The 18,275-nt window shown below is 67.6% G+C and carries 18 protein-coding genes and 1 pseudogene; 6 read left to right on the plus strand and 13 right to left on the minus strand.

From position 1 onward, the window contains the following. Positions 1 to 100: 100 nt before the first annotated feature. A pseudogene (locus BST13_RS31005) lies at positions 101 to 469 on the plus strand (nitroreductase family protein); the annotation flags it as partial. Beyond that, positions 466 to 1,032, plus strand: a complete 567-nt coding sequence (locus BST13_RS31010) for an NUDIX hydrolase (RefSeq protein WP_083168983.1) — start codon at positions 466 to 468, stop codon at positions 1,030 to 1,032. The pseudogene BST13_RS31005 and the gene BST13_RS31010, both read left to right, overlap by 4 nt. Positions 1,033 to 1,052: 20 nt before the next feature. Here BST13_RS31010 and manB read toward each other — a convergent pair whose 3' ends face one another. The 3 genes from manB to rfbD are packed head-to-tail and all read right to left on the minus strand — an operon-like array spanning position 1,053 to position 3,941. Further along, positions 1,053 to 2,132, minus strand: a complete 1,080-nt coding sequence (manB, locus tag BST13_RS31015; protein ID WP_029367820.1) for a mannose-1-phosphate guanylyltransferase — start codon at positions 2,130 to 2,132, stop codon at positions 1,053 to 1,055. 1 nt (position 2,133) lies between these two features. After that, positions 2,134 to 3,030 carry a glycosyltransferase family 2 protein gene (locus BST13_RS31020; protein ID WP_083168985.1) on the minus strand — a complete coding sequence of 299 codons (897 nt, stop codon included), beginning with the start codon at positions 3,028 to 3,030 and terminating at the stop codon, positions 2,134 to 2,136. Further along, entirely contained in the window at positions 3,027 to 3,941 is a 915-nt protein-coding gene (gene rfbD / locus BST13_RS31025) for a dTDP-4-dehydrorhamnose reductase (protein WP_083168986.1), read from the minus strand. Before rfbD ends, BST13_RS31020 begins: the two co-directional genes overlap by 4 nt. Positions 3,942 to 4,007: 66 nt before the next feature. On the opposite strand from rfbD, the gene BST13_RS31030 reads away from it, so the two are divergent. Both BST13_RS31030 and BST13_RS31035 read left to right on the plus strand, forming a co-directional pair. Further along, positions 4,008 to 5,495 carry an LCP family protein gene (locus BST13_RS31030; protein WP_083168988.1) on the plus strand — a complete coding sequence of 496 codons (1,488 nt, stop codon included), beginning with the start codon at positions 4,008 to 4,010 and terminating at the stop codon, positions 5,493 to 5,495. Next, positions 5,492 to 6,208, plus strand: a complete 717-nt coding sequence (locus BST13_RS31035) for a TIGR03089 family protein (protein WP_095533778.1) — start codon at positions 5,492 to 5,494, stop codon at positions 6,206 to 6,208. Before BST13_RS31030 ends, BST13_RS31035 begins: the two co-directional genes overlap by 4 nt. An 89-nt stretch (positions 6,209 to 6,297) precedes the next feature. Here the strand turns inward: BST13_RS31035 and BST13_RS31040 are convergent, their stop codons facing one another. Beyond that, the gene (locus BST13_RS31040) at positions 6,298 to 7,467 is read right to left on the minus strand and encodes an acyl-CoA dehydrogenase (protein WP_083168989.1); all 1,170 of its coding nucleotides are present in this window, start codon (positions 7,465 to 7,467) and stop codon (positions 6,298 to 6,300) included. A 136-nt stretch (positions 7,468 to 7,603) separates the two neighbouring features. On the opposite strand from BST13_RS31040, the gene BST13_RS31045 reads away from it, so the two are divergent. Further along, the gene (locus tag BST13_RS31045; protein ID WP_083168991.1) at positions 7,604 to 8,257 is read left to right on the plus strand and encodes a TetR/AcrR family transcriptional regulator; all 654 of its coding nucleotides are present in this window, start codon (positions 7,604 to 7,606) and stop codon (positions 8,255 to 8,257) included. A gap of 34 nt (positions 8,258 to 8,291) precedes the next feature. On the opposite strand, the gene purE is transcribed toward BST13_RS31045, so the two are convergent. Together purE and BST13_RS31055 are read right to left on the minus strand one after the other, a co-directional pair. Beyond that, the gene (gene purE / locus BST13_RS31050) at positions 8,292 to 8,810 is read right to left on the minus strand and encodes a 5-(carboxyamino)imidazole ribonucleotide mutase (RefSeq protein ID WP_083168992.1); all 519 of its coding nucleotides are present in this window, start codon (positions 8,808 to 8,810) and stop codon (positions 8,292 to 8,294) included. Beyond that, entirely contained in the window at positions 8,800 to 10,002 is a 1,203-nt protein-coding gene (locus BST13_RS31055) for a 5-(carboxyamino)imidazole ribonucleotide synthase (RefSeq protein ID WP_083168994.1), read from the minus strand. Before BST13_RS31055 ends, purE begins: the two co-directional genes overlap by 11 nt. A 114-nt stretch (positions 10,003 to 10,116) precedes the next feature. Between BST13_RS31055 and BST13_RS31060 the strand changes: the two genes are divergently transcribed. Further along, a complete protein-coding gene (locus BST13_RS31060; protein ID WP_064949740.1) occupies positions 10,117 to 10,779 on the plus strand; it encodes a GtrA family protein in 663 nt (220 codons plus the stop codon). Here BST13_RS31060 and BST13_RS31065 read toward each other — a convergent pair. The 7 genes from BST13_RS31065 to BST13_RS31095 all read right to left on the minus strand — a co-directional run bounded on the left by BST13_RS31065 (position 10,734) and on the right by BST13_RS31095 (position 18,273). Beyond that, positions 10,734 to 11,252 (minus strand): PH domain-containing protein, encoded by a 519-nt coding sequence (locus BST13_RS31065; RefSeq protein ID WP_083168996.1) that lies wholly within the window; start codon positions 11,250 to 11,252, stop codon positions 10,734 to 10,736. The two genes, BST13_RS31060 and BST13_RS31065, sit on opposite strands and share 46 nt — an antisense overlap. Positions 11,253 to 11,261: 9 nt before the next feature. Next, positions 11,262 to 12,062 carry a biotin--[acetyl-CoA-carboxylase] ligase gene (locus BST13_RS31070; RefSeq protein ID WP_083168997.1) on the minus strand — a complete coding sequence of 267 codons (801 nt, stop codon included), beginning with the start codon at positions 12,060 to 12,062 and terminating at the stop codon, positions 11,262 to 11,264. A 27-nt stretch (positions 12,063 to 12,089) separates the two neighbouring features. Next, entirely contained in the window at positions 12,090 to 13,217 is a 1,128-nt protein-coding gene (locus tag BST13_RS31075) for a 3-ketosteroid-9-alpha-monooxygenase, oxygenase component (RefSeq protein WP_083168999.1), read from the minus strand. 33 nt (positions 13,218 to 13,250) lie between these two features. Next, positions 13,251 to 14,807, minus strand: coding sequence for an FAD-binding protein (locus tag BST13_RS31080; RefSeq protein WP_083169000.1), 1,557 nt, complete (start codon positions 14,805 to 14,807; stop codon positions 13,251 to 13,253). Beyond that, positions 14,804 to 16,453 carry a steroid-22-oyl-CoA synthetase gene (gene casI, locus BST13_RS31085; protein ID WP_083169060.1) on the minus strand — a complete coding sequence of 550 codons (1,650 nt, stop codon included), beginning with the start codon at positions 16,451 to 16,453 and terminating at the stop codon, positions 14,804 to 14,806. The genes BST13_RS31080 and casI overlap by 4 nt, the downstream gene beginning before the upstream one ends. A gap of 11 nt (positions 16,454 to 16,464) precedes the next feature. Next, positions 16,465 to 17,019: a nuclear transport factor 2 family protein gene (locus BST13_RS31090; protein ID WP_083169002.1), complete on the minus strand. Its 555-nt coding sequence runs from the start codon at positions 17,017 to 17,019 to the stop codon at positions 16,465 to 16,467. Positions 17,020 to 17,142: 123 nt separating this feature from the next. Next, positions 17,143 to 18,273 carry a PucR family transcriptional regulator gene (locus BST13_RS31095; RefSeq protein ID WP_083169004.1) on the minus strand — a complete coding sequence of 377 codons (1,131 nt, stop codon included), beginning with the start codon at positions 18,271 to 18,273 and terminating at the stop codon, positions 17,143 to 17,145. Positions 18,274 to 18,275 lie beyond the last annotated feature (2 nt).

Raw genomic sequence — 18,275 nt, forward strand, 5'->3', positions numbered from 1 at the left:
CGGGGGGCGGCGGGGCGGGGCCCCCCCCCGGCCCCGGGGGGGGGGCCGGCCCCCCCCCCCCCCCGCGCGGGGGGGCCCCCCCGGGGGGCCCCCCCCCCCCCCCCCCGACTCCGTCGAACGGCGGGTGGCCCGCGGCGACATCCTCTACGCCGCACCGGAACTGGTGATTCCCTTCATGGTTCCCGACGGCGCGCACAGCTACCCTGACGCTGCTCGCACCGCGGCAGAGCACACCATGTTCACCGTGGCCGTCGGCGCCGCCGTACAGGCTCTGCTGGTCGCGCTGGCCGTGCGCGACCTGGGTAGCTGCTGGATCGGTTCCACGATATTCGCCGCCGACCTCGTGCGTACCGAGCTGGATCTGCCGGCCGATTGGGAGCCGTTGGGCGCCATCGCGATCGGCTATCCAGAGGACCCACAGCCGCCGCGTGGCCCGGTGCCCACCACCGATCTGCTGTTGACACGATGACTCTGCACGCCTCCGCTGTGGAGATTCTCACAGATTGGCAGACAACCGATCCCGCTCAGGACACGCTGCGGCACGCAGTGCTGGCGTTCCTGGCGGCCCGGCCCGACGCCTGCCAACGCGCCTGTGTCCCAGGCCATATCACCGCGTCGGCCCTGGTGCTCGACCACACCGGCACCCGGACCCTGCTCACCCTGCATCCGCGCTTCGGCCGGTGGCTGCAGCTCGGCGGCCATTGCGAGGACACCGATCCCGACATCCGCTCGGCCGCACTGCGCGAGGCCACCGAGGAGTCGGGCATCGCCGGGCTCACCATCGACCCGGAACTTGCTGCGCTGCATGTACATCCGGTGACCTGCTCGCTGGGAGTCCCGACCCGCCATCTGGACCTGCAATTCGTGGTGCGGGCCCCGGCGAACGCCGAGATCGCCTGCAGCGACGAGTCTCTGGATCTGCAGTGGTGGCCGCTCGACGGGCTACCGGAAGGCACCGACTTCGGCTTGCGCCAACTCGCCGAAACTACGGTTTCTGTTGCAGTTCCCGCCGATTCGCGCCACAAAGCGTAGTCTCGGCGGGGCCTGACGCCTCAGACGTCGGTCGAGAAGCGCAGACCGCCGTCGGGAATCGACACCCCGGGCCACACCCGGGCCCCACGCAGCAGTTCGCAGCGTGCCCCGATGTCGGCTCCGTCGCCGATGACGCCGTCGCGGATCAGGGCCCGCGGGCCGATGCGGGCGCCGAAGCCGATGATCGAGCGTTCGATCACCGCACCGGCCTCGACCCGCACGCCGTCAAAGATCACTGCGCCGTCCAGTCGGGCGCCTGCACCGATCTCGGCCCCGCGGCCCACCACCGTGCCGCCGATCAGCAGCGCGCCCGGCGCCACCCCGGCACCGTCGTGCACGAGTGACTCGCCGCGCTGGCCGTGCAGCGCGGGTGACGGGGCAATGCCGCGGACCAGGTCTGCCGAGCCGCGGACGAAGTCTTCGGGCGTACCCATGTCCCGCCAGTACGAGGCGTCGACGTATCCGCACACGCGGTGCCCGTCGGCAAGCAGACCGGGGAACACCTCCCGCTCCACCGACAGGGCGCGGCCCTTCGGGATGCGGTCGATCACGTCCCGCTTGAACACGTAGCAGCCGGCGTTGATCTGATCGGTCGGCGGATCCTGCGTCTTCTCCAGGAATGCAGTCACGACGCCGTCGGGGTCGGTCGGCACGCAGCCGAAGGCACGCGGATCCCCGACGCGGACCAGATGCAACGTCACATCTGCCTGATGGTTGTCGTGCGATTCCAGCAGCGCACCCAGGTCGGCTCCCGAGAGCACGTCACCGTTGAACACCAGCGCGGTGTCGTGGCGCAGGTGCCCGGCGACGTTGGCGATGGCGCCGCCGGTGCCGAGCGCATCGGTTTCGGTGACGTAGTCGATCTGCAGGCCCAGCTTGGATCCGTCGCCGAACTCGGACTCGAACACCTCGGCCTTGTATGAGGTGCCCATCACCACATGGGTGACCCCAGCCGCGGCGATGCGCGACAGCAGATGCGTCAGAAACGGCAATCCCGCGGTCGGCAGCATGGGTTTCGGCGCCGAGAGCGTCAACGGACGCAGCCGGGTACCTTGCCCGCCGACCAGGATGACGGCATCGACCTCCGCAGGATTGGTCACCTCAACGCCGCCCTTTCGCCTGTTTACGCCGAGAACTGCCGACCACCAGGCCCGCACGCACCGCGAGCGCGCCCCGGATCGTCCACCGTAACGGAGCCTGCCAGGACGCTGGGTATCGATCGGCCAGAAAAGTGTAGGTACTGCGGTGATGGGCGGCCAAATTGCGGGCCGGGTCGCGCCCGGTCGAGTGGCCCTTGTAGTGCAACACCTCGGCGGCAGGCACGTAGATGTTCTGCCAACCCGACCTCCCGAGCCGATCTCCCAGGTCGACGTCCTCCATATACATGAAGTAGCGCTCGTCGAAGCCGTTGATCTGATCGAATGCCGCGTGGCGCAGCAACAGGCACGAACCCGACAACCACCCGACGGGGCGTTCGCTGGGCTGCTCGTGATCCTGCCGGTAGGTCGCGGTCCACGGGTTGGATTTCCAGAACGGCCCGACGACGGCGTGCATGCCACCGCGGACCAGGCTGGGCTGCTGGCGCGCCGACGGATACACCGAGCCGTCGGGATCGCGGATCAGTGGGCCGAGCGCCCCGGCTTTGGGCCAGCGCGCCGCGGCCTCCAGCAGCACGTCGATCGAGCCGGGACCCCACTGCACATCCGGGTTGGCCACCACGAAGAACTCGGGATCGAAGTCGTCGGTGTGGTAGGCCGCCACGCCGCGGTTCACCGCGCTGCCATAGCCGAGATTGGCGCCGATCCGCAGCAGTCGCACGTTCGGGTACCGCTGCTCGGCCTCTTCGGGTGCGCCGTCGACGGAACCGTTGTCGGCCATCACCACGGTCACAGGGCGGTCGGTGGCCAGCGAGAGCGACGCCAAGAACCGCTCCAGGTGCGGCCCCGGCGAGTACGTCACCGTCACCACGACAAGTGGGCGCAGGGCTTCCTGTGTCACGGCGTAGAGGGTAGCTGTCCGGCGGCGCCCTTCCCGGCGGCCGTGGTTTTCCCCTCGTACGCGCTGATCGCAGCAACCAACGCATCGCGCCAGTCCCGCAGCCCGGTCATCCCGGCCGCCACCGAACGCTCCTGGGCGAGCACCGTGTAGTTGGGGCGGGTCGCCGGGCGCGGATGCCGGTCACTGCCCACGGGGCGCACCCGCTCGGGATCGGCGCCCACGGCGGCGAATGTCGCCTGGGCGAGCTCGAAACGGCTGGCCACGCCGGAGTTGACGGCATGCAGCACAGGTGCGCCGATCCTGCCGTCGGCAATCTCCAGCAACGCCGTCGCCAGGTCGTCCACATATGTCGGCGAGCCGATCTGATCGTCCACGACGTCGATCGCCTTGTCCCCCGCGGCCAGCCGCCGCATGGTGGCGACGAAGTCGGTGCCGTCGCCGCCTTTGTACACCCAGGCCGTGCGGACCACGTGGGCATCCGGTTTGGCGGCCAGCACGGCCTGCTCACCTGCCAGTTTGGTCCGACCGTAGGCGTTGATCGGCTTGGTGTCGTCGTCGATCTCGTAGGGGCGGCGATCCCCGTCGAACACGCCGTCGAACACGTAGTCGGTCGAGACGTGGACCAGGTCGGCGCCGGTCTGCGCGCAGACCTGCGCGATATTGCCCGCGCCCACCGCGTTGACCTCGTAGGCGCGGTCCTCGTCGGCTTCCGCGGCATCGACCTGGGTGTATGCCGCGCAGTTGATCACCACGTCGCCGGTCACGACGTGCCGACGCACCGATTCGAGATCGGTGATGTCACATTCCGAGGACGTCAGCGCCAGCACCTGACGCCCGGCGCGACGGGCCTGATCAGTCAAAACACGGCCAAGCATGCCACCGGCCCCGGTGACGACAATGCGCTGCGACATACGCCGAGTCTGGCACGCCGGTCGGCGTTACCCGGCTCACGCGTACCCCGCAAGTAGCCTGGGCAGGTGCCTAACCGCCTCATCCGCGCGCTCGCTGTGACCACAGCGTCCGCCGTGGTCCTCGGGACGGGAGTGGCCTGGAGCCAGATCCGTTCGTTCGAATCGGGCATCAACCACATCAGTTCCGCCGCGCTGGGCGGGGGTGGCGACGACGGTGCGATCGACATCCTGCTGGTCGGGATGGACAGCCGCACCGATGCGCACGGCAACCCGTTGTCCGAGCAGGAACTGGAGACGTTGCGCGCAGGCGACGACGTGTCGACCAACACCGACACGATCATCCTGGTGCGCATCCCGAACAACGGGAAGTCCGCCACCGCGATCTCCATCCCTCGTGACTCCTATGTCGAGGCGCCGGGTTGGGGAAAGATGAAGATCAACGGCGTGTTCGGCGACGTCAAGCTCGACAAGATGAAACAACTCGTCGAGGTCCAGGGCGAAGATCCCGCCGTCGCCGAGCCGCAGGCCGTCGAGGCCGGACGCGAAGAGCTGATCAAGACGGTCGCCAATCTGACCGGTGTCACCGTCGACCACTACGCCGAAATCGGGTTGCTGGGCTTCGCGTTGATCACCGACGCGCTCGGCGGCGTGAACGTATGCCTGAAAAATGCCGTCGACGAACCGCTTTCGGGTGCGGATTTCCCGGCAGGCTGGCAGAAGCTCAACGGCCCGCAGGCGTTGAGTTTCGTGCGGCAACGCCATGACCTGCCGCGCGGCGACCTGGACCGCGTCACCCGACAGCAGGCCGTGATGGCCGCACTGGCCCACGACGTGATCTCGGGCAAGACCCTGTCCAGCCCGTCCACGCTGAGCAAGCTGCGCGAAGCCGTGCAGCGCTCGGTGGTGATGTCCAGTGGTTGGGACGTCATGGATTTCATCGATCAGCTGCAGAAGCTGGCGGCAGGCAACGTGGCGTTCGCGACCATTCCCGTGCTGCAGGAGGACGGCTGGAGCGACGACGGTATGCAGAGCGTGGTTCGGGTCGACCCGGCCCAGGTGCACGAGTGGGTGTCCAGCCTGTTGCAGGACCAGAGTGAGGGCAAGACCGAACAGGTCGCGTATTCGCCGGACAAGACCACCGTGCAGGTGGTCAACGCGAGCGACATCAACGGGCTGGCCGCCGCGGTGTCACATGTGTTGACCACCAAGGGCTTCACTCCCGGCGATACGGGAAATCACCAGGGCGGAACGGTTTCCGGCAGTCAGGTGCAGGCCGCCAAGACCGATGACCTTGGTGCCCAAGCGGTTTCGAAGGACCTCGGCGGGCTCCCGGTCACCGAGGACGCCTCGGTCCCGCCCGGTACGGTGCGCGTGGTGCTGACGGCGGACTACACCGGGCCCGGCTCCGGTCTCGACGGTCGCGATGCCACCCTCGACGCCGAATCGGCCACCACCGGTTCGGCTTCCACCAGCAGCACCGACACCGGTGACGCACCACCGCCACCCTCGCCCATCCTCACCGCGGGTTCGGATGATCCGGCGTGCGTGAATTGAGCACCCTCAGCGCGGCCGTCCTCGATCCCCTGCTGGCGTCCGATCCGGCGGGCCCGCGGATCACGTATTACGACGACGCCACCGGTGAGCGCATCGAGTTGTCCGCGGTGACTCTGGCCAACTGGGCGGCCAAGACCGCCAACCTGTTACGCGACGAGCTGGGCGCGGGTCCGGGGACTCGGGTCGCGGTGCTGCTGCCCGCGCACTGGCAGACCGCTGCGGTGCTGTTCGGCGCCTGGTGGATCGGCAGTGAAGTGGTATTGAACGGTGGTTCGGACCATCCCGCCGACGTCGCCCTGTGCACCCGGGACCGGCTCGACGAGGCCGACGACGCCGTGGGCGGCGGTGAGGTGGCGGTGCTCTCGCTCGACCCGTTCGGCAAGCCCGCCGCGGATCTGCCGATCGGCGTGACCGATTACGCGACCGCGGTGCGGGTGCACGGCGACCAGATCGTGCCGGAACGGCATCCCGGCCCGGCGCTGGCCGGCCGGTCCGTCGCCGAGGTTCTCGACGCCGCCCGGAAAGCCGCGGCCGCACAGGGTTTCACCGCTCGGGACCGGGTGCTCGACGCCGCGGCCTGGGACACCGGCGACGATCTCGTGGATCACCTGCTGGCGGTGTTCGTGGCGGGCGCGTCGCTGGTGCAGGTCGCCAATCCCGATCCGGCCGCGCTGGAGCGTCGCCGTGCGATGGAGAAGGTCACCCGGGGCTGAGTTCCCCTGCCGAGCAGACACAAAAGGCCCGGAACCGCGGCGTGTCCCGGACCTTTGTGACTGCTCGCGCAGAGAAAGTGGCGCGTGAACTACTTGAGCAGGGCGCGGCTCATGACCACGCGCTGAATCTGGTTGGTGCCTTCGTAGATCTGGGTGATCTTGGCGTCGCGCATCATCCGCTCGACCGGGAAGTCCACCGTGTAACCGGCGCCGCCGAACAGCTGCACCGCGTCGGTGGTGACCTCCATGGCCACATCCGAGGCCAAGCACTTGCTCGCCGCCGAGATGAAACCGAGGTTGCCTTCGCCGCGCTCAGCCCGTGCCGCGGCCGAATACACCATCAGCCGAGCGGCTTCCACCTTCATCGCCATGTCGGCGAGCATGAACTGCACACCCTGGTTGTCACTGATCGGCCGGCCGAACTGCTTGCGGTCCTTGGTGTAGGCGATCGCCGCGTCCAACGCGCCCTGGGCGATACCGACGGCCTGCGCGCCGATGGTCGGCCGCGTGTGATCCAGCGTCGCCAACGCCGTCTTGAACCCGGTACCCGGTTCCCCGATGATGCGGTCACCCGGGATCCGGCAGTTCTCGAAATACAGCTCCGTCGTCGGGGATCCCTTGATGCCCAACTTGCGTTCCTTCGGGCCCACGCTGAAGCCCTCATCGTCCTTGTGCACGATGAACGCCGAAATACCGTTGGCACCCTTGTCCGGATCGGTCACCGCCATCACCGTGTACCAGGTCGACTTGCCGCCGTTGGTGATCCAGCACTTCGTTCCGTTGAGAATCCAGTCGTCACCGTCGGCCTTGGCGCGGGTGCGCATCGACGCCGCATCCGAGCCGGCCTCCCGCTCGGACAACGCGTAGGACGCCATCGCCGACCCGTCGGCCAACGACGGCAACACCTTCTTCTTCAACTCATCCGACCCGCGCAGGATCAGCCCCATGGTGCCCAGCTTGTTGACCGCGGGGATCAGCGAGGCCGAACAGTCCACCCGGGCGACTTCCTCGATGACGATGCACGCCGCCACCGAATCCGCGCCCTGCCCGCCGTACTCCTCGGGCACATGCACAGCGTTGAACCCCGAGGCGTTCAGCGCGTCCAACGCCTCCTGCGGGAAGCGCGCGTTCTCGTCGACGTCGGCAGCGTGCGGGGCAATTTCCTTCTCCGCCAGCGCCCTGATCGCCGCGCGAAGCTCCTGATGCTCCTCCGGCAGCTGAAACAGATCAAACGACGGGTTACCGCCCCATGCAGCCATGATCTTCTCCTTCGTTTTCAGCCCTTGGCTCTCTTGATTCCATCGTTGCCCGGGCTGTGCAGCGAGTACATCGCCCTGCTACTTTCGGTACTCAGTACCATAGCATCGGAACTCAGTACCTGAAAGAGGTGCGCGTATGGCCGGTCAGCCCAACACCCGGGAGCGCCTGGTGAGCGCGGCATTCGAGCTGTTCTCCGAACGCGGGTACGAGGCCGCCAGCGTCGATGAGATCGCCGCACGGGCGCAGGTGGGACGCACCACCGCGTTTCGCCAGTTCGGCTCGAAAGAAGCGTTGATCTTTCCCGATCACGAGGCGCTGCTGCGCCGCGCCGACGAGAGATTGTCGAACACGCATGCCGAAGCGCTGCCCGCCGAAGTCGTCGCGGTGGCCACCTCGGTATTCGAGCACTATCTCGCCGAGGGCGATCGGGCGCGGACGCGGTACCGGCTCACTCGCTCGGTACCTGCCCTGCGCGACTTCGAAACGGCCGTGGTCTCACGGTATGCCCGGCTGTTCACCAAGCACCTGCGGGCCGCGCAAACCGGGGACTGGACGGCGGACCTGCGCGCCGAGCTGTTCGCCAACGCCGTGGTCGCCGCACACAACCACGTGCTGCGCCGATGGCTGCGCGGCGACGTGCCCAACCCGAGGTCGGACCTGGCCGAGGCGCTCGCCGCGACATGGCCGATCTACCGGGGCGGCAACGGCCGCACCGCGGTCGTGGTGATGTCGACCGATGAACCGATCGAGTCTCTGACCCCCCGCATCCGCGGGCTGATCAGCGACTGACTCCCGGCGCGGGGCTCAATCCCCCGCGCCTTGGTCAGTGCTCGCCCAGCAGGCGATCCCGCAGGGCAGCGTCTTTGGCCAACACCATGGCCTCCAGATCGGCCTGGAATGCCGACATGCGCGCCCGCAGCGCGGTGTCGGCGGCACCGAGGATGCGCACCGCAAGCAGTCCCGCGTTGCGGGCGCCGCCGATCGAGACCGTGGCGACCGGCACACCGGCGGGCATCTGGACGATCGACAGCAGCGAATCCATCCCGTCGAGCCGCGCCAGCGGCACCGGCACACCGATCACGGGCAGCGGCGTGGCCGAGGCCACCATGCCGGGCAGATGAGCTGCCCCGCCCGCGCCTGCGATGATCACCTCGATGCCGCGGTCGGCCGCGCCCTTGGCGTAGTCGAGCATCCGCGCGGGCGTGCGATGTGCCGAGACGACCCCGACCTCGAACGGCACCTCGAACTCGGCCAGCGCGGTGGCCGCGTCGGACATCACCGACCAGTCGCTGTCACTGCCCATGATGAGCCCGACCCGGGGCTGATTCGCCTCACTCGGCATGTGAGTCCCAGCCGTCCGTCCATTCCGCGTGCGAAAGCCAATGCGCCGCGCGGACCGCCCGCTCCCGGAGCTCGGTCACGTCGGAACCGAGCATGTTGACGTGTCCGATCTTGCGACCGGGCCGCTCCCCCTTGCCGTACAGGTGCACCTTGGCCTCGGGCATCCGGGCGAACAGGTGATGCATGCGCTCGTCCATCGACATGGCCGGCGTCTCGGGGGCGCCGAGCACGTTGGCCATCACCGTGACGGGTGCGATGGCCGAGGTGTCGCCCAGCGGATAGTCCAGTACCGCACGCAGATGCTGCTCGAACTGGCTGGTCACCGCGCCGTCCATGGTCCAGTGCCCGGAGTTGTGCGGTCGCATCGCCAACTCGTTGACCAGCAGCTTGCCGTCGACCGTCTCGAACAACTCGACTGCCAGCACGCCGACGACACCGAGTTCGTTGGCCAGTCGCAGCGCGAGTTGTTGCGCCTCGGCGCCCAGTTCCTCGGACAAGCCGGGTGCCGGGGCGTAGGCCTCGACACAGATGCCGTTGCGCTGCACGGTCTCGACGACCGGCCATGCAGCACCTTGCCCGAACGGAGAACGCGCGACCAGCGCAGCGAGCTCCCGGCGCATATCCACGCGTTCCTCGGCCAGCACCGGAACCCCGTCGGCCAGGTAGCCGGCCACGATCTCGCGGGCTTGCTCCAGGTCGTCGGCCATCGACACGCCCTTGCCGTCGTAGCCGCCGCGGATGGTCTTGATCACCACAGCACCGTCGATCCGCTGCACGAACGCCTCGACGTCCTCGACCGAGGTGATCTCGGTGTACCGCGGGACCGGGGCGCCGAGGGCCTCGAGGCGGCGACGCATCAACAACTTGTCCTGTGCATGGACCAGCGCCTGTGGCGGCGGCGCCACGGTGACTCCCTCGGCAACCAGTTTTTCCAGGTGCTCGGTGGGCACATGCTCGTGGTCGAAGGTCAGCACCGAGGCGCCCTTGGCGGCCTGGCGCAGCGCATCGAGGTCTGTGTGCGACCCGAGGACGACGTCGGGGGTGACCTGGGCGGCGGGATCGTCGGTCCCGTGGGCCAGCACCCGCAGGGTCTGGCCCAGCGCGATGGCCGCCTGGTGTGTCATCCGGGCTAGCTGGCCACCGCCGATCATCACGACGACCGGGCTGTTAGGTGTATTCGGCACGGTGTACATCGTGTCATGTGGCATTCATGAGTTCGTCACGGCCACCGCATTGACCTGCTGTTAAGGCCTGGCGGCAGGCAACGATGCGGCAAGTGACAGGTTGTTTACGTACACTGCGGAGTTGTGTCCTTTGCCGATGCGACGATCGCACGACTACCGCGATTCGTCCGTCCGTTCGCCGAACGTCATCACGAACTGATCAAGTTCGCGATCGTCGGGGCGACGACGTTCGTCATCGACTCGGCGATCTTCTACACCCTCAAGCTCACGGTGTTGGAGCCCAAACCGGTGACCGCCAAGATCATCGCGGGCATCGTCGCGGTGATCGCGTCCTACATTCTCAACCGCGAATGGAGCTTCCAGAACCGCGGCGGCCGCGAACGCCACCACGAGGCGCTGCTGTTCTTCGCGTTCAGCGGGGTCGGCGTCCTGCTGTCGATGCTCCCGCTGTACTTCTCCAGTTACGTGCTGGGGCTGCGGGTGCCGGAAGTCTCGTTGACGGTCGAGAACATCGCCGACTTCATCTCGGCCTACATCCTGGGCAACCTGCTGCAGATGGCCTTCCGTTTCTGGGCATTCCGACGCTGGGTCTTCCCTGACGAGTTCGTCGACAACCCCGAACTGGCGCTGGAGTCCACGTTCACCGGTGGCGGCATCGCCGAAGCGTTCGAGGATCACGCCGAGCATCAGCGCCAGACCGGCACTGTCACTCCGTTACGCCGGCCCGGCCGGCGCAACCGTCAGCTCGGGGACTCCTCGGAGCCCAGGGTGTCGAAAACTTCGTGATAAAGCAGTGAGTGCACCCGCTCCACGCGGGGAATGTCGTGGAACTCCAGCGGATCCTGTGACGCCGATTCGATGATCAGCGTCCCGGTGCGCAGCAGCCGATCGCTCAGCCCGTGCCGGAATTCGACGCTGTTGATCCGTGCCAGCGGAATGTCGATGCCGGCGCGGGTCAGCACACCGTGGCGGTACATGACCCGTCGGTCGGTGATGACGAAGTGGGTGGTCCACCAGTTCAGGAACGGCCAGACCGTCAGCCAGCCGACGACAATCAACCAGATCGCGCCGATCACGATGAACAACACATTCTTGGCGGTCGACTGCCAGTCGGTGGTGTTGACCACCGCCGCGGCGAACGCCGCGACCGCGCTGGCGAGCACCAGCACCACCACCGCGCCGATCAGGCGCTTCCAGTGCGGGTGCCGGTGCAGGACCACCTGCTCGTCGTTGGCCAGCACGTTCTGCGGGTAACCCACGGCGGCACCTTACGGTTCGTCGGGACGGAGATGGGTGATGTCACCGGCGGACACCGTCACCTGTTCGCTGCCCGTGTCGATGACCAGACGGCCCAGCTCGTCGATCGCCTCGGCGATACCGACCACGGTCTGATCGCCGGGCATGATGGCCCGAACCCGGGTGCCGACGGTCACGCTGCGATTCAGATAGTCGGCGGCCAACGCGGAGTCGCCACGGCGCCACGCATCGATGCGTGCAGCCAGGTGTCGCAGCAACACCTGTGCCAAGGGATTGCGGTCCACCGTGGCGGCACCGAGTTGGGTCAGCGACGTGGCCCGCGGATCGGGGGCCTCTTCGGCGGTCATGGTCGCGTTCAGGCCAAGTCCGACCACGATGACCTTGGACGGCGACGCCACCTCGGACAGGATGCCTGCCAGCTTGCCGCCGTCCGGACCGACCAGCACATCGTTGGGCCACTTGAGGCCGACGCGCACGCCGGTGACCTCTGCGACCGCGTCGACGACGGCGACGCCGGTGGCCAGCGGGAGCCAGCCCCAGGTTTCGACGGGGACGGCGGAGGCGTCCACGCCGATCGACACCGACAGCTGTGAGCGCGCCGGCGCCGACCACTGTCTGCCGTGCCTGCCGCGGCCTTCGCTCTGGTACTCGGCGAACAGCACGTCGCCGGCGATGTCCTCACCGGCGGCCGCCCTGGCCAGCAGGTCGGCGTTGGTCGATCCGGTTTCCTCGACGACGTCGACGCGCCGCCACGGCAGGCCGGACAGCCCGTCGCGCAGCACCGTCACGTCCAGTGGTGGCCTGGTGTTCATCGCGGTCAGCTTACGGCCAAGCCGGCGTCAACCGGCGGTGGTACTCGCCTTCGCCGCCATGTTCTCGGCGACTTCCTGTTGCCAGAGGTCGTTGGCGTGGGTGGTGTCGACCTCCTGCTCGAAGCGCGCCGTCATGTCCGGCTGGACGTCGGCGAGGTCGACGTAAAACTGCTCGTACCAACGGCGATGCTGATAAACCGGGCCGTCCTCCTCGGTGAGCAGTGGATTCTCGATGCGCGTCTTGTTCTTCCAGATCTCGACGTCCTCCATGAAGCCGTCGCCGAAGGTACGGCTCATCGTCGCCGCGAGCTTCTCGGCCTTCTCCGGTGGCAGTCCGGGATTCCGCTGGACCGCGACACCCCACTGCAGCACGAACGAGTCGTGCGTGACCGGGTAGTGACAGTTGATGAGCGCGATCTCGACCGTGAATTGCGGAGCGAGATCGTTGTGCAGCCAGTTGATCATGTAGGCAGGCCCGAAATACGTTGCCTCAGAACGTAAATAGGTGCCATCCCAGAGTTCCCGGGTGGCGTAGTCGGGTCGCGGCTTCGATTCCATGAACTGACTGGCAGTGTGGCCTTCGATGACGTTCTTGAAGAACGTCGGGTACGCGTGGTGGATGTAGAAGAAGTGGGCCATGTCGACGTTGTTGTCCACGATCTCGCGACAGTTCGACCCCTCGATGAGGATCGAATTCCATTGCCATGGCGACCAGATGCCCTCGTGGTAACCCTCGATGGTCGGCGGAAGCAGCTCCGGCGGCGGCGTCGAACCCTCGGGGTCGTGCCAGACGAGCAACTGACCGTTGACCTCGTGAACCGGCCACGTGCGGGTGCGTGCCAGCCGTGGCGTGCGTTTGGCGTAGGGCACCAGCTTGCACTTGCCGTCGCCACCCCACCGCCAGTCGTGGAACGGACAGGCCAGGTTGTCGTCCTTGATCGATCCCATCGACAGGTCACCGCCCATGTGCCTGCAGTACGAATCGAGTACGTGCAGTGCACCGGTCGAGTCGGCGTACACCACGAGTTTGGTGCCGAATGCCTCGATGCCGTGCGGCTGCCCGTCGCGGAAGTGCTCGGCCAGGCCCAGGCAGTGCCAGCCTCGGGCGAACCGGGTCATCGGTGTGCCTGCATCGATTTCACGGATATCACTCATGGCAGATTCCTCGGTTCTTCGCGCAAGCGCCCATCACATCTCCCCCACGTTCCTGCCTAGCATGTCTCTGACCGCCAGGTGGCTGAACAGCATGCTGGTGCCGATCGGATTTCCGCCGCCCGGGTATGCGGTGCCACTGGGAGCGGCCATGGTGTTGCCCGCCGCGTACAGACCGTCGATGACAGCGCCCGTGGTGTCGAGCACCCGCGCGGCGGCGTCGGTACGCAATCCGCCCTTGGTGCCGAGATCCGAAACCCCGAACGCGGCGGCATGGAACGGGGGCTGATCGATACTGGCCAGAGGCGAGGCGCCGCCGGAGAAGGCCCGGTCATACGGTTCGTCGCCGCGGCCGAAGTCCTCGTCGACGCCACTTGCGACGAACGTGTTGAACCGGTCCACGGTGGCGTTGAGCGCCTCGGCCGGGACGCCGATCTTGCCTGCGAGCTCTTCGAGGGTGTCCGCGGTGCGCCACAGCCCGGCCTCGACGTAGCGATCCTGGTGCAGCAGTGAGACATTGGTGGCCTTTACGGGCGGCACGAGTCCTTCTTTGTCGTCGTAGACCATCCAGAACGGCAGCTTCATCGCACCGTCGGCGAGCCGCTGCAGCACGGCGCGACCGATCCGGTCATAGGCCGCCGACTCGTTGACGAACCGACGCCCGCTCTGGTCGACGAAGACGCCTCCGGTGAACCACAGCGCGAACGCCGACCTGCCGTCGGGGTGGGTCAGTCCGGGCGACCACCAGGCCTGGTCCATCAGGTCGACGTCGGCGCCCACGGCGATACCTGCTTCGTGGGCCTGGCCGCGATTTCCCCACGGCCCCATGGTGTCCCGCGCGGCACCGGGCACCCCGTAGCGGGCTCGCAGAGCGTCGTTGCTCTCGAATCCGCCCGCGGCGAGCAACACACCGCGGCGCGCCCGGATGGCCCGGCGCACGCCGTCGGACTCGACGATGGCGCCGGTCACGCGGCCGTCGGACCGGATCAGTTCGATCAGGGCCGTGTTGAGCCGCAGCGCCGCGTTCGGGTACTGCTCGATGGCTTTCAGGAACCGGGCGATCAGGGCGCGGCCACCGATGAAATAGTCATCGGGCTGCTCGGCGCCCAGCCGGTCGGCGTCCAGCGGGCCGCGTACCAACTCCCGCAGATGCGGCGCCTTGGCCACCGCCAGTGGGCGTGCCGCGATGTGCCGCAGGCCGTCGGCGCGTGCCTTGGGTGCCTTGCCGAAGTAGTCCGGCCATGGCAACGCCGCGAATTTCAGGTTGTCGTCGGCCTCGAGGTATTCGATGAGGCCGGCGCCGCCACGCACGTAGGCATCCTGCAGTTCCCGTGGGGTGCGGTCGCCCACGACGGCGTGGTAGTACTCCAGCGCGTCCTCGATGGTGTCGTCGATGTCTTCCCGCTGCAACACCGGGTTGCACGGGAACCAGACTCCCCCGCCGCCGGAATACGCTGTGGTGCCGCCGAACTTGTCGGTGGCCTCCACGAGGACCACGTCGAGGCCCTCGCGCGCGGCGGTATACGCGCCGGTCACCCCTCCGCCACCGGATCCGGCGACCAGCACGTCACAGTCTTCGTCCCACGTCGTCATAGGTAACGCTGCCTTCCGTACTGCGCGAACTCGGCGTCCAGCGCATGCTTGGCATCGTCGTCCATGGCCTCGTATACCGGCGTGCCGCGTCCCACCCACCGGTACACCGGCTCGTCGGTGTGCCAACGCTGTTGTTGCAGTTCGCGTTTGAGCACCTTGTTGGATCCCGTGACGGGCAGGTTTTTCGACAGCCGCAGGAACCGCGGCACGCCCTTGGCCCCGAGGTCGGCCTGCCCGGCGAGGTACGCGGCGAATTCGGCGGTGTCGAACGTCGACGGATCGGCCACCTCGACCGCCGCCATCACCTGGTCTCCCGAGCGCGGATCCGGCACGGCGTACACACCGGCGGCCACCACCTCGGGGTGCCGGCGCAGCACCCGCTCGATGGTCAGCGCCGAGGTGTTCTCGCCGTCGACCCGGATCCAGTCACCGCGCCTGCCTGCGAAGTAGATGAAGCCCTGCTCGTCGAGATACCCGAGGTCGCCGGTCCAGTACCAGCCGTTGCGGATGCGTTCGGCGTTGGCTTCGTCGTTCTTGTAGTAGCCCTCGAAGGTGCGGGTGCCGAATTTGTCGACGATCTCGCCGACCGCGTCGTCCGGATTGAGCACTCGGCCGTGTTCGTCGAAAACCGCTGGCGCGCAATCTTTGAGCGTTTCGGGATCGACGATCGCGACACCGGGATGCGCAGGCCTGCCCAACGCCGCGGTGGGCGCGTCGGGAGCGACCGCGACCGCGCCGCCGCCCTCGCTCGATCCGTATCCCTCGAAAAGTTCGGCGTTGAAGCGCCTGCGGAACTCGGCCTGGTCGTCGGGTGACGCCTCGGTGCCGAACCCGCGCTGCAGCGTGTTGTCCGCATCGTCGGGCTTTTCCGGGGTCGCCATCAGGTAGCCAAGGGCCTTGCCGACGTAGGTGAAGAACGTGGCACCGAAGTACCGGACGTCGGGCAGGAATCCCGATGCCGAGAACGTCCGGGTCAGGCACACCGTGGCGCCCACGGACAGCGCAGGCGCCCACAACGCCATGATCGCGTTGCCGTGGAACAGCGGCATGCAGCAGTATTCGACGTCGTCGCGGACATGGCCGAACTTGTCGGCTGCGGCGTGAGCGATCATCGCCAGCCTGCCCTGGCTGCACTTGACCGCCTTGGACGCCCCAGTGGTGCCGGAGGTGAACAGCAACAGCATCAGCGTTCCTGCATCGACGCCTGCGGCGACCGTGGGCACCACGTGGTGGGCGGCGACGGCTTCGCGGTACTCGTCGGTGTCGACGACCAGGAACCGGCCGGTGTCCACGCCGAGGCTCAGCCCACCGAGCCGCTGCGCGCCCGCGGTGTCCGTGACGATCAATTGGCAATCGGCAAACCGGATTTCGGCTTCCAGCTCGGCGGCTCCGCGGGTCGGGTTGATACCGACGACGGTGGCCCCGACCAGCGCGGCACCACCCAGCCAGAACAGGAAGTCGGGCACGTTCTCCAACAGCACCCCGATATGAAAGGGCCCGTCGCGGCGCAGCGACTGGGCCAAGGCGCCGCGGGCGGCCGACTCGGCAACCACCTGGTCCCAGGTCCAGTCCTGATCACGGGTGCGCAGGCCGAGCCGCTCGTCGCCGACCCGGTCGAGCAGCATGGCCGCCACGTTGTCACGCATCGGCTCTGCCATCAGGCCGGGGCAGCCATCATGTCGACATAGGCCTGCGGCAGATCTTCGGTGGAGAGCTTGGTCACGCTGATCACACCCGGACAGTAGGAGTCCTCGCCGAGCACCAGGCCGTTCTCATCGATCGGCCACACCAGCAGTTGGCGGAACACCACGAGGTAATCGGCGGATTCGTCGTCGACGGGGATGCCGATGGCCGCCGCCGCGGCGCCCGGGTAGATCTGCTTGAGTAGGCCCTCGGTCACCAGGGCATTGTCGTCGACGATCAGCCGGGTCACCTCGAACTCCAGGACATTGGTGCGGCCGGCGACGAAATCGGCGTAGTACCCGCGGACCACGTCGAAGCCCTTGGGGCCGAAATCGTCGGTGCCGGAACTCCAGAAGTGGTATTCGGGGTTCGGGGCGACGGTCGCCATCAGCGCATCGAGGTCGGCGTCGCGCTCGGCCTTCATGTGGTCGATGACGGTCTGCAGGACGACGCGGTGGCGTTCGTTGGTGGTGGCGGCGAGACGCTTTTCCAGGGGTTGCCAGGTGCGGGTCGGATCGATGATGGCCACGAGGCCTCCTTGTCGGGGTGAGCTGTACTGGGCTGCACCGCAATCTTGGTCAATACGGTGACGTGCGTCACCAGACACATGTCGAAGGGTTCTCCCTACCTGCCCGACAAGTGTCGGATCGCATCAGATGACGTCAGGGTCGCCCAGCTCGGACGACGACAACGTGATCCGGCGGACCATCAGGGTGAGCGTCGCAAGGAATCGGTCTATGGGGTCGTCGAGGTGCCAGCCCATTTCCTCTTCCACCGCGGCAATGCGCGCCGCCACCGTGCTGTGGTGCACGTGCAGCTCGGCGGCCGCGGCCCGCAGCGAACCGAACACGCAGAACGCCTCGAACGTATCGATCGCGGATGCCCCCGCCGGAGTCGCGGCAAACTTGTTGATACGGGCCACATCTGGATTTTGCAGAACCTGTTCACGCGGCAGCTCTGCCAGCAGCTCCAACGCGCTGAGCCGGTCGTAGGCGATGGCACGCCTGCCGAATCCGGTCGACGACGCAAACCGCAAGGCCCGCAACGCCTGATGCCAGGAGGTGGCGGCTGCGAACACTCCTGTGCAGGAACCGATACCGACCCACGGTCCGCGATCGGATTCGGTGGTCAGTGGAGCTGGGAAGGCCGTGACGATCGCGGCTTCCAATGCCTCGGCAAGGTCTCGGGTGTCCAGCGCGCCTTGGCACAAGACGGCAATGGCCGACCCGATCGTCACCGAGCGCACGCTGCGGTCGCCGAGCTGGTCGGTGATGATCCGCAACGCCGCCGGAGGCGAGGCTGCCGACACGGCCAGGACGCATACCGGCCGGTTCTCGTCGAGCCCCAGCAGACGTATCGCGCGGGCCCGCTCTTCGCGGTACTCCTTGGCCGAGAGCACCACCTCCAGCAGCGCCGGATCATCGATGTGCAGAGCCACCGCACCTGCCGCCCGGACGCGCAGGGCATGGCGCAGCCGGTCCAACAGGACCGGATCCAGCGGGTATCCCGCACCGTCCCGCTCCAGCCACACTTCCGGGTCGACGCCTGACACGGCGTCCGGCACGTGGCGCGTCGGAGGCATCCGGCCTTCGGCGTCGCACCGCAGCACCTCCCCGGATACCCAGCGCGCGCCGACGGCGCACCCCGCGATCGCCGCCGCAGTCGCCAGCATTCGGTCGGCGCCGGCCTTCGACTCGATGAGGTGGTCGAACACCGCGGTGATGCGCAGTACCGAAGCCGCGTCGAGGCCCAATTCAGCTATGTGTACCTGACCCTCGCCCATCG

The sequence above is a fragment of the Mycobacterium aquaticum genome (assembly GCF_002086485.1).
GTDB lineage: Bacteria > Actinomycetota > Actinomycetes > Mycobacteriales > Mycobacteriaceae > Mycobacterium > Mycobacterium aquaticum.